At 60.3% G+C, this 10,962-nt stretch carries 9 protein-coding genes; 3 read left to right on the forward strand and 6 right to left on the reverse strand.

The window, feature by feature from the left end; genetic code table 11:
* Positions 1 to 12: 12 nt before the first annotated feature.
* From DW943_RS07490 to DW943_RS07505, 4 genes are all read right to left on the reverse strand, one after another.
* Entirely contained in the window at positions 13 to 831 is an 819-nt protein-coding gene (locus DW943_RS07490; RefSeq protein ID WP_089573274.1) for a PTS mannose/fructose/sorbose transporter subunit IIC, read from the reverse strand.
* An 18-nt stretch (positions 832 to 849) separates the two neighbouring features.
* A complete protein-coding gene (locus tag DW943_RS07495; protein ID WP_089573275.1) occupies positions 850 to 1,839 on the reverse strand; it encodes a PTS sugar transporter subunit IIB in 990 nt (329 codons plus the stop codon).
* 350 nt (positions 1,840 to 2,189) lie between these two features.
* A complete protein-coding gene (locus DW943_RS07500) occupies positions 2,190 to 2,618 on the reverse strand; it encodes a hydrogenase maturation nickel metallochaperone HypA (protein ID WP_117862647.1) in 429 nt (142 codons plus the stop codon).
* A gap of 96 nt (positions 2,619 to 2,714) precedes the next feature.
* Complete coding sequence (locus DW943_RS07505; protein WP_199572824.1) at positions 2,715 to 5,492, reverse strand: FAD-dependent oxidoreductase; 2,778 nt, start codon at positions 5,490 to 5,492, stop codon at positions 2,715 to 2,717.
* Between the two features lie 190 nt (positions 5,493 to 5,682).
* Here DW943_RS07505 and DW943_RS07510 point away from each other — a divergent pair, with 190 nt between their 5' ends.
* The 3 genes from DW943_RS07510 (at position 5,683) to DW943_RS07520 (ending at position 9,130) form a co-directional block, all read left to right on the forward strand.
* The gene (locus DW943_RS07510) at positions 5,683 to 6,345 is read left to right on the forward strand and encodes a TetR/AcrR family transcriptional regulator (protein WP_117862648.1); all 663 of its coding nucleotides are present in this window, start codon (positions 5,683 to 5,685) and stop codon (positions 6,343 to 6,345) included.
* A 63-nt stretch (positions 6,346 to 6,408) separates the two neighbouring features.
* The gene (locus DW943_RS07515) at positions 6,409 to 7,416 is read left to right on the forward strand and encodes a DUF5692 family protein (protein ID WP_117862649.1); all 1,008 of its coding nucleotides are present in this window, start codon (positions 6,409 to 6,411) and stop codon (positions 7,414 to 7,416) included.
* Positions 7,417 to 7,648: 232 nt separating this feature from the next.
* Positions 7,649 to 9,130, forward strand: coding sequence for a hypothetical protein (locus DW943_RS07520; protein WP_117862650.1), 1,482 nt, complete (start codon positions 7,649 to 7,651; stop codon positions 9,128 to 9,130).
* Positions 9,131 to 9,174: 44 nt separating this feature from the next.
* Here DW943_RS07520 and DW943_RS07525 read toward each other — a convergent pair whose 3' ends face one another.
* Together DW943_RS07525 and DW943_RS07530 are read right to left on the reverse strand one after the other, a co-directional pair.
* A complete protein-coding gene (locus tag DW943_RS07525; protein WP_117862651.1) occupies positions 9,175 to 10,527 on the reverse strand; it encodes an ATP-binding protein in 1,353 nt (450 codons plus the stop codon).
* A gap of 209 nt (positions 10,528 to 10,736) precedes the next feature.
* Positions 10,737 to 10,931 (reverse strand): hypothetical protein, encoded by a 195-nt coding sequence (locus tag DW943_RS07530; RefSeq protein WP_233543624.1) that lies wholly within the window; start codon positions 10,929 to 10,931, stop codon positions 10,737 to 10,739.
* Positions 10,932 to 10,962 lie beyond the last annotated feature (31 nt).

Raw genomic sequence — 10,962 nt, forward strand, 5'->3', positions numbered from 1 at the left:
ATCACTCCCCTCCTACTCGTAATCGTTCAGAATGTCGCCGAGCGGGTCACCGGAGCCACCGCCCATGCCGCCACCCTGCTTGGCCAGATCCTTAAGGCCAAGGTAGATGAGGGCAAGGGAGATGCCGATGAGGCCAAGGGCGATCAGCGTGAGCTGAGGGATGGCAGCAAGGACAAAGCCGAGGATGAAGAACGGCCAGGTCTCCTTGGTGGCCATCATGTTGATGACCATGGCGTAACCGACGGAAGCGACCATGCCGCCGCCGACAGCCATGCCGCCGGACAGCCAATCGGGCATAGCGTTAAGCGCGTTGGTAACGGCCTCGGCCGGGATGATGCACAGAAGTACTGCCGGGATGGCGATACGAACACCCTGCATGAGGATGCCGGCGTACTGCCAACGCTCGATGCCGGCGAAGTCGCCCTTCTCGGCGCAGGCGTCCATGCCGTGAACCATAGCGGTAGCCAGGGTACGGCAGATCATGGTCAGGAACAGACCAGCGACCGACAGCGGGACGGCGACGGCGATGGCGGCGGTAACGGCCTTGGCCGAATCGGTGGCGCCACCGTTGAGGGCGAGCACCATGATGATCGAAGAAGCGACCGAGGCCAGAGCGGCGTCAGGCGCGACGGCGGCGCCGACGTTAGCCCAGCCAAGGGCCATCATCTGGAGCGAACCGCCCAGGAGGATGCCCTCCTGAAGGTGACCGGTTACGAGACCGATAAGCGTGCATGCCACGAGCGGCTGATGGAACTGGAACTCATCCAGAATGCCTTCCATACCGGCAAGCAACGCGACAATCGCAACAAGCAGAATAGTGATTGCAGACATGTATCGGACCCTCCTTTACTATGCTTGAGCGGCCAGTTCGGCCTTAGCTTTCTTCAACATGGCGTCGAGATCCTCGGAGGAATCCGAAGGAACCTTGCGGACCTCGAACTTGACGCCCTTGGCCTTGAGAGCCTCGATGGTCTTGACATCGTCATCGCCCATAGCGACAGCGTTGGTGACGACGACCTTGCCCTTGGAGTGGGCCATGGAACCGATGTTGGCTTCCTTGATGTCGACGCCGGCCTCGATGGCCCTGAGCAGATCCTGCGGGTTCTCGAACAGCAGCATCGCCTTGGTGTCGCCAAAGCGCGTGTCCTTGACGACCTCGGCCATCTTCTTGATAGGCACGACGTTGGCGTGGACTCCCGGAGGGGCAGCCTGCTCGATCATGGTCTTGCGGAGCTCGTCGTGAGCAACGCCGTCGGAGACCACGATGATGCGGTTGGGGTTGATCTGCTTGGTCCACGTGGTGGCCACCTGACCATGCAGCAGACGCGTGTCGATACGGACGTGGGCGATCTTGATGTGCCCGTCGCCGATCACCGTTCCCGGAGGAATGGCACCCGCAGGAGCAGCGGCGGCCGCAGCCGGCTTCTTCTCCTCGGGCTCCAGAGACTCGGGCTTGACGCGCACGCCGGCCTTAGCCTCAGTCACGAGATGTTTTGCGATCGCATGTGCAGTGTTCTTTGCGTCAAAGCGCTGCGAATATGCCTCGATGAGCATAGGCAGGTTGACACCGGTGACGATAGCCCAGGAATCATGGCCCTCGATGAGACCGCTGATCTGGTTGAAGGGCGTGCCGCCCCACAGATCAACGAGGAAGAGCACCTGCTCCTGGTCCTCGAAGGAAGCGATTGCTTCCTCGACCTTGGCACGGAAGTCGTCGGGGCCCATGCTCGGCTCGAGCGAGACCACGGCAACAGACGGCTGATCGCCAAAGACCATCGAGCCCGTCTGCTTGATTCCAGCCGCCAAGTCACCATGGCTAGCAAGAACAATACTTACCATCACATAACCTCCTTTTTGTCTACGTATTTCCTACACGACATGAACGAAGTATACCTGTTTGGATTGTGGAATTATAGCTGAATCCGCAAAAGGTTGGATTATTTGTTTAAACGTCTAGGTTTGTTACAAGTTGATTACGTTGCTATTTTTCGACTCATTTCCCACTAAAGCGTCGCTCATCAAGTCATGTATTTTACAGATACAAGCATGCTGTTCATTGATACCGATTTTAAGCAAGTGCGAATGCGCTTATACTGCCGCTATTTTGTTTAAACAGATATGACTTGACTATTTTCGTGGCTTATGCAATAGCGCAAGTAGTCTTTGGGGACGTCCCCAAAGACCAGGGGCTAGACGATGTGGAGAGGGTTGGCGGCGTCGACGGCATCGGGGGCGTTGGAGAGGCCGTCGGGAGCAGCGTCTGTCGGGTCCTCATCGGGGGTCTCGATCTGCTTGATCATGACCTCCTGGCCCTGCAGCAGGTATGTCTCGCCGCTGCCGCAATGGGGGCAGGTCTTGCCGTGCTCGACCGTCGCGTAGTCGCAGCCGCACGCCTCGCAATGCGTCACGGCCTCGACGGGCTCCACGATAAGCTCCGAGCCCTCGGTGATAGGCTTTTTATCCGCCGCCCAACGCCAAGCGTCGAGCAGTAGGTCGGGAACGACGCCCGAGACCTCGCCCAGGAGCAGCGTCACGCTCGAAACGCGACACACGCCATTGGCGCGCGCCACATTCTCGACATCGCGAATGATGTGATAAACGATTCCCAATTCATGCAAGGTAGAAACCTTTCAACAACGGTTGATGCGATGCAAACTCAAAGCAAGGGGACGGCGAAATCTAGTCTGCGCCGTCCCCTTACCCGCCATGGTTACCTATTTACGACCGAACTTGATTTTGATTGCACGCTTTAAAGCATACTTGCCAAGGCTCGGGAGCTTTTGCTCGTATTTGACCATCGTGGAGCACTCGGGGCGGTCGCGATCCAGATGGATAGCGTCAAACGCGCACTTGGTGGTGCACAGGCCGCAGCCGATGCACTTGTTGGGGTCAACGATCGAGGCGCCGCAGCCCAGGCAACGGGCGGTCTCGGCGCGCACCTGTTCCTCGGTAAAGGTCTCGACATACTCGCTAAACGGCGCAGCCTTCTCGCGCTCGCGGTCCACGTGGGCAACCTCGCGGCTCGCGTTGTCGTAGCTCTCGATCACGACATCGTCGCGGTCGAGCGCGGTGTAGCGGCGCTGGTTGCGGCCGATGGTGAGCGTGGATCCCGGCTGCACAAAGCGATGGATGGACACGGCGGCCTCGTGACCGGCGGCGATGGCATCGATGGCAAAGCTCGGACCGGTATAGACGTCGCCGCCCACAAAGATGTCGGGCTCGGCGGTCTGATAGGTCTGGGGATCGGCAAGGGCGCCCTGGCCGCGGCCGAGCTCTACCTTGGAGCCTGCCAGCAGGTCGCCCCACACAATGGACTGGCCAATCGACATGACGACACGATCGGCGTCAACACGACGCAGGTCGTTCTCGTCGTACTCGGGCGCAAAACGGCCCTCGTCGTCAAAGACGCGCGTGCAGCGCTTAAAGGTGATGCCACATACGCGACCGGCCTCGTCCAGGTGAACCTCCTTGGGGCCCCAACCGCAGCTGATGTGCGCGCCGTCCTCAATGGCCTCGCGACGCTCTTCCTCGCTGGCGGGCATCTGGGCCTCGCTCTCCAGGCAGAACATCTCAACGTGCTCGGAGCCCAGGCGGCAGGCGTTGCGCGCGACGTCGATGGCCACGTTGCCGCCGCCCACCACGATGGTGCGGCCGGGCAGCGCGTCGATCTTGCCGCTGTTGACCTCGCGCAAGAAGTCGACGGCCACGGTCACATCCTCGGCGTCCTCGCCCGGAATACCGGCAAGGCGACCGCCCTGGCAGCCAATAGCCACGTAGAAGGCCTTAAAGCCCTGCGCGCGCAGCTCGTCGAGCGTCACGTCGCGACCGACCTCCACGCCATAACGGAACTCGGCACCCATCAGGCGAATGACCTCGACCTCGGCCTCGATAACGTCTTTCTGCAGCTTAAAGCTGGGAATGCCGTAGGTAAGCATACCGCCCGGGCGCTCGTTTTTCTCGAACACGACGGGCTTGTAGCCCTTCTCGGCCAGGTAGAAAGCGCAAGACAGGCCGGCCGGACCGGCACCGATGATGGCGATCTTCTGGTCGAAGCCGCCGGCACGCGTCGGGGTCACCACAGGTGGGACATAGCGGGTCGCGGCATCCAGATCGCGCTGGGCGATGAACTTCTTGACCTCGTCGATAGCCACGGCGGCGTCCACACGACCGCGGGTGCAGGCATCCTCACAGCGGCGGTTGCACACACGGCCGCAGATAGCGGGCAGCGGGTTCTCGCGCTTGATGAGCGCCAGCGCCTCGTCATAGCGACCCTGAGCCGCGAGCTTCAAATAGCCCTGAACGGCAACGTGCGCGGGGCAGGCCGTCTTGCAGGGAGCGGTGCCGGACTCATGCGTCTCGATGCGGTTGTCGTTGCGGTAGTTGGGCGACCACTTGGTGTGGTCCCACTTGGTGGCATCGGGCAGCTCCTGGCGCGGATACTCGGGCACCTGTCCGCCGGCCTTTTTGCTGCAGAGCTTTTGGCCCAGCTTGGCGGCGCCGGCCGGGCATACCTCAACGCAGCGACCGCAGGCCACGCACTTGTCCTTCTCGACCTTGGCGACATAGGCCGAGCGCGACAGGTTGGGTGTGTTGAACAGCTGCGAGGTGCGCAGGGCGTAGCACACGTTGACGTTGCAGTTGCAGATGGCGAAGATCTTGTTCTCGCCGTCGATGTTGGTGATCTGGTGCACAAAGCCGTTGTCCTCGGCCTGGCGCAAGATGTCGTAAACCTCATCGCGGGTCACGTAATGGCCACGATCGGTCTCGACCACGTAGTCGGCCATATCGCCCACGGCGATGCACCAATCTGCCGGGTCGTCGGCGCAGCCCTCACCCATCACGCGACGGCTCGCGCGGCAGCTGCAGGTGCTAGCGGCATATTTGCCATCGTATTTGTCGAGCCAATGCTCGATATGCTCAATAGGCACCGACGTGCTCGCGGCGTCAATGGCCTTCTCGACCGGAATGACGTGCATGCCGATACCGGCGCCTCCGGGCGGCACCATCGGCGTAGCCTTGGACAGTGGGCCTTTGGATGCCTGCTCAAAGAACTTGGCATAGACCGGATGCTCCTCGAGCTGGCTCACGCGCATGTTGAGGAACTCGGCGGAACCCGGCACCAGCATGGGCAGCACCCACTGCTTGGCGCGCTCGGGGTTTTCCCAGTTGTACTCGAGCAGACCCGTGTAGCTCATATCGTCGAGCATCTTCTCGATATCGGCCTCGGGCATGCCGGTGAGCTTGACCATCTCGGGCAGCGTATAGGGACGGCGCATCTTCATCTTGCAGAGCACTTCGGCCTGCTCGTCGGCTGCGGCCTCGGCAAACGACCAGTACTCGTAGCCCAGCAGCTCGTCGCGATGCAGCAGACGGTTGGTGCAGTGCTCGCACAGCTTGACGATTGCCTCGCGCGGATGCTCCGGCAGCGGCGGCACGAACTCCGAACCGATGTCGGGCTCGGTGTAGCTAATTCCCGGTCCGTTGAGAATCATGGTTGTCCCTTCTCTTGCCGCAGCCCGACGAGGCCGCAGCGCCCCTCTTTTTTTGCAGGCCGGACATGCCCCCATGCCGTTCACCCGCCATTAGTTGACATTGCGTCAAAAATAGTATTGACGAACCGTCAACAATATTCAAGACTGTTAGGCGAACGGTCAGGCAAAAGAGGATGGAAGGCGGCAAAACATGGGCGGCAACACAGCAGATACCTCTGTGGTCGATGCAGTCCCCGCATCCGATAGCGCGGCAAAGCGCCTGACGGGCGACGAACGCCGTCGCGAGATCCTCGATGCCGTGCGCACCGTAAGCTCCGAGCTGGGCGTGTCCCACCTATCGGTATCGGCCGTGACAAAGCGAGCCGGCTGCACGCGTTCATTGTTCTACCACTACTTTGCCGATATGGACGCCGCCGTCACCGCTGTTATGGACGAGGCGATCGACGGCTTTATCTCCGAGCTTGAGCAGTGGAACGCCGGCCGCACCGTCGGCGATATCGAGGGCGCGCTCGACACCGTCGCCCCGCTCTTTAAGCGTCTGGTCGCCAGCGGCCACGAACTGCCGAGTACGCTCACCTCAAGCAGCGGCGCGCTCTACGGCGGCTTTTTGCACAACGTGGTTCAGCGCGTGGCTCAGTACATCTGCGACACCACCGTGGTGGATTTTGTCGCCCATCACGAGCTGCGCATCGACCATGTCTACGAGACGTTCTACACCCTCATCATGGGACTGTTGATGTATATCCGCACGCACCCCGATGTGCCCGACGAGACGGTCAAGGAAATCATCGCCTCGACACTCCACATCGAGGGCTATACCGCCAAGTATCCGGAGCGCAAGCCCCAGAACTGACGACATTTGGCCAAACTGCCCGCGATCGGAAGAGGGGCCGCGGGCGTGTGAAAGGAGAGCAGCATGCTGTTCGATGTTTGGGGTAGCGATACCCTTATCCACTGGGCCGGCTGGGCCATGGTCTTTATTGGCCTGATCGTGCTCAACGAGGTCGGCCGCCGCACCAAGCTGGGCGCGGCCATCATCTTTGGCGTGGCTCCGCTGGCCATGACCATCTACTGCATCGCCATCGCCGTCGGCGTTTCGCAGGGCGCCGAGTGGGCACTCACCAACCCCACCCATGTGTACCAGAACAGCTGGTTCCACTACGCCAAGGTGTACGCGGCGCTGGCCGGTTGTTGGGGCTTCATTGCCATTAAGTACCAGTGGGGCAAGATCGGCAAGGCGCACTGGTTCCGCGCATGGCCGTTTGTGATCGTCGCCATCAACATCATGATCGCCGTCGTGTCCGACTTTGAGAGCGCCTATCACTTCTTTGTCCTGGGCGAGTCCACCTGGGTCACCTCCGAGGGCGCCACGCAGCTGGCCGGCTGGAACAACGTGTTCAACGGCATCGCCGGTATCATCAACATCTTCTGCATGACCGGTTGGTGGAGCGCCTACGCCTCCGAGGATCAGACCGACATGCTGTGGCCCGACATGACCTGGGTCTACATCATCGCCTACGATATCTGGAACTTCTGCTACACCTACAACTGCCTGCCCACCCACTCCTGGTTCTGCGGCTTTGCGCTGCTGCTGGCGCCCACCGTCGCCGCCTTTATCTGGAACAAGGGCGGCTGGATCCAGAACCGCGCCTTTACGCTTGCTATTTGGTGCATGTTTGCCCAGGTGTTCCCGTACTTCCAGGAGGAGTCCATCTTTGTGACCCACTCCACGCTCGACCCCGGCGCCGCTACCGCGGTCTCGATCGCCGCACTGGTCGCCAACGTCGCCGCGATCATCTACATCGCCTACCGCGCCAAGAAGCTCGGCCGCAATCCCTACAAGCAGGATGTCTTTGAGGGCACCAGCGATTGGGAGAAGGCTACCGCTCGCCGCGCCAAGGTTGATTACGCGCACGCCGAGTAACATGCCCGGCGCAAACGCCGCTTGAATGTGAAGCAGCATAGCCGGCTCCGCGCAACTCAACGCATTGCAGAGCCCCCGGAATGTGATTCGTCCGCGTTCCGGGGGCCTTTTGCTGCCGCGAGGATGCGGCCGAACGATGCGCTCAGGTTAAATCGGATCTTATATTTCGTATGCGCTTTATATGGCTCCATTTTTGGGTACAGTGTTGAGCCGATATTGCATTGGGGGATATATGAGCGATGAGACGTATGGCCGCGAGGATGCGGCCCAGGATGCGGAAGCATGTGCCGAAGCCCTGGAGAGCCTTGACCGGATCGCGCTAGACGAGCTCTCGTTTAGCGATTCGGTCGTCGACGCGCAAGACGAGGTGCACGAAGACACTGAGGACGAAGGCGGCGACGCCAAAGACGCTCCTGACGAAGCCGAAGAGGACGATAGCGAGGCCGACGACCAGCCCGAATCCGACACGGGCGAGGAAACCGTCTTGCTCGACAGCTTACCGGCCGAAGATTCGCTGACTCGCGAGCTTCCTGGCCTGGGTTCCGCACCAGCCGTGGATGAGACCATCGCCATGGGCGATATTCCCCTGCCGTCCGTTCCCTCGGCACACGAAGCCGAGGTCCGCCATCGCAAGATGTCGCCCAAGCGCCGCAATCTGATGGTCGCCGGTGTCGTGGCCGTCGCGCTCGTCGCCGGCGGTGCAGGCTATGCTGCCTGGAACGGATATCAGCAAGAGCAGGCTGCCGCTGTCGCCGCCAATGCCCACACGATGATGTCGGTACAGATTGGCGTGCATGCCGCGGGCCTCGACTGTTCCGCCGGCTCCAAGATTCCCGTACAAGTGAGTGGCCAGGATTCTGACGGATCCTCCGTGAGCGAAACACTCTATGTTGACGAGCACGGCCGTGGCATCAAACTGCTACCCGGTGACTACACGCTCTCCATCGCTGCCTCCCCCATCGCGTCCGACGGCACCGTCTATACCGTGCCGACCACCAAGGCGCAGGTCACGATCAAGAGCGACGGACAGGACCTAAGCAGCCAGGCCGCCTTTAAGCTCAAGGTGCCTTCGGCCGACACGGTAACCGACGACCAGATCGATGCCGCCGCCAAATATGCCGAGGAGGGAGGCGCGAGCTCCGCCGCCACCGCCAAGGTGCTCCAGCAGGCGGCAACCGCGCGGCGCGACGCCGCCGTCAATGCCGTGAGCGCGCAAAAGGCACAGGCAGCCCGCGATGCTGACGCTCGCCACAAGGCAACCGACCTCTACCAGCTCGATATCCCCGTCGAGTGGTACGGCAAGGTCGAGACTTGGCAAAATGGCAGCACGCTATGCATCTATCTTGCCGGCGACAGCGATACGCCGATTGTGACGCTCGTCGCGGTGCGCGAGGGCGAGAGCTTTACGCCCGATGAGGGCGATACGGTTTTGGGTGCGGCCAACCTAGGCAACGGTTATACCGTCTACGCCAGCGGCCCCGTCTATCCGTACGTGGTACCCCAGACCATCAACGGACGGACGCAGAATCCCGTGTCGACCTACCCCATGGACACGGCCATTGAGCTTGTCGAGCTCACGACCGGCAACCGCTACACCTACAGCCAGATCAAAAATGTGCTGGTCGGCAAAGACGGCAAGGCCGACGCTGCCACCAAGCTCGAATGCGACTACCTCGCCCAGATTCTGCTGCCAAGCATCAAGGCCCAGGACTAGCGGACCATGACACCTGAGTCCTGGCCTCGCAAATCCATAGACGATTAGGAAAGGAGCCACTTCCATGCGGGCACAGCGTGTACCACACCGCGCTCGCATGGAATATCGGCCTGCTCATCCATGGTAACGATTGTCGACTCACCAAGATCGAATTGGGCCATCGAGGCATCAAGCGCGGCAATTTCGCGCTCGCGCGTTTTCTCGCTTGCCATATCCGTACTCACCTGAATCAGGCCATAAGCCTGCATAAGAAGCGCATCCCCGGCCACAAAGTCCACCTCATGGCTTTTATTCTTCTCTTTGATCAGCAGGCGGCAGACCGAACCGGACCGCACGGCTGGAGTCCTTCTTCTGAGCGCATTGAACACCGCAGTCTCGAGCCTCTGGCCCTGATCAGATGCCGATGCGGGAGAGAATGCTCCGAACATCGCAGGATCGACAGCGTAGACTTTAGATGCGGACCGCGCATTATTTGCAAGTGAGCGCGTGAACTCCGGCACCGAAAACAGCAGGTAGGCGTCCTCGTAATACTCAAGTAAGTCGCTGAGCGTATTTCGACTGACGGGTATCTGCCTGCTCTTGAACTCGTTGTACACCTTGTTCACTGACAGCTCTCGTCCCGAAGATGCCATGCACCGCGCCAGAAACAGCGAGGCCAAACGGGGGTTCTTGACGTCGTAACGTTCAACGACGTCCATGGCGACCGTTCGCGACGCATATTCCTGTAGCAGCTGAATCGCGTCTGCGGGCGTCTGCTCAAGTGTCGCGATGAATCCCCCTCGCTCGAGATATCCGACCAGATGGTGTCGGAGCAACGCTGCATCGCTCGAGGAGAAGAGCGCGTCCGACTCAGGAACGCTCCCCGTCTTATATCGGACGTATTCCGAAAAACTCAACGGAAACAGCTCTCGCACAAGAGAGCGGCCCCTGAACTCGCTCTTAAGTTCCGAGGACAGCATCTTAGAAGAAGATCCCGTCACGTAGACGGTCGCTTTCTCCGTATCGACCACACGCCGCAGAAACGCACCCCATTCGGGAATTTCCTGGATTTCGTCGAAGAAAATGTAGGCACCCTCGCCTCGTGCAGCAGGGTAGAGCGCATAGAATGTATCGAGCACGTCCGCTAGTAGCGATGGCTCATACGGACGCAAGCGCTCATCCTCAAAATTGAAATATAGCATCCGATTAAGCTCGACACCCTGGCTCAGAAGCCGCCGCATCTCCTGATACAGGCGATACGTCTTTCCACAACGACGGGCGCCCACAATCACATATACGATGTTGTCGCGCTTTGGCTCCTGCGGGTTGCCCAGATCAAGGTCGCGCTCAAAGACCTGCGGAATCCCCTGCTGCTCAAAGTCCTTTATTTTTTGAGCCACCAAGTCGCTGAATGCCATAATTCTCCAATCTTGCTCTCCCGCTAATCAAGATTATAACGATTCTTGATTAGCGGGAGAGCAAGATTATGCGTATCTTGATTAATGGATAAGCAAGTTTTCTATTAGTGGCCACTCCCGGAGGATATCGAGCGGCCGAGGGGGGCAGGCATGAACGCCTCTAGCCGAAAACAAAGTAGCTAAAAAAAGCCCTGTCCCAAATGAGCTACTTAACGCCAGGGGTCGGCTTCGAACATCGGCTCGCGCTCGGGGCGGCGATCGCTGTAGGGATCGTAGCCGTCGTCGTCCTCGTTCTCGGCACGGATGTAGGGGTCGCGCGGCTTGGGCGCCGGCTTAGGCGCAGGCTTGGGTGCGGCGGGTCCGGCATCGGTCGCCGGCGCGCTTGTCTTGATCTCGTCTTTCATCTGCATAGCTCCTTGCATCGCATCCGTTCAG

This window comes from Collinsella sp. AM44-11 (assembly GCF_003467145.1).
Taxonomy (GTDB): Bacteria; Actinomycetota; Coriobacteriia; order Coriobacteriales; family Coriobacteriaceae; genus Collinsella.

Excerpts from the sequence above, each read along its gene's own strand:
- DW943_RS07525 (WP_117862651.1), bottom strand. The coding sequence starts at position 10,527 with ATGGCATTCAGCGACTTGGTGGCTCAAAAAATAAAGGACTTTGAGCAG.
- DW943_RS07495 (WP_089573275.1), bottom strand. The coding sequence starts at position 1,839 with ATGGTAAGTATTGTTCTTGCTAGCCATGGTGACTTGGCGGCTGGAATC.
- DW943_RS07520 (WP_117862650.1), top strand. The coding sequence starts at position 7,649 with ATGAGCGATGAGACGTATGGCCGCGAGGATGCGGCCCAGGATGCGGAA.
- DW943_RS07530 (WP_233543624.1), bottom strand. The coding sequence starts at position 10,931 with ATGAAAGACGAGATCAAGACAAGCGCGCCGGCGACCGATGCCGGACCC.
- DW943_RS07510 (WP_117862648.1), top strand. The coding sequence starts at position 5,683 with ATGGGCGGCAACACAGCAGATACCTCTGTGGTCGATGCAGTCCCCGCA.
- DW943_RS07505 (WP_199572824.1), bottom strand. The coding sequence starts at position 5,492 with ATGATTCTCAACGGACCGGGAATTAGCTACACCGAGCCCGACATCGGT.
- DW943_RS07490 (WP_089573274.1), bottom strand. The coding sequence starts at position 831 with ATGTCTGCAATCACTATTCTGCTTGTTGCGATTGTCGCGTTGCTTGCC.
- DW943_RS07515 (WP_117862649.1), top strand. The coding sequence starts at position 6,409 with ATGCTGTTCGATGTTTGGGGTAGCGATACCCTTATCCACTGGGCCGGC.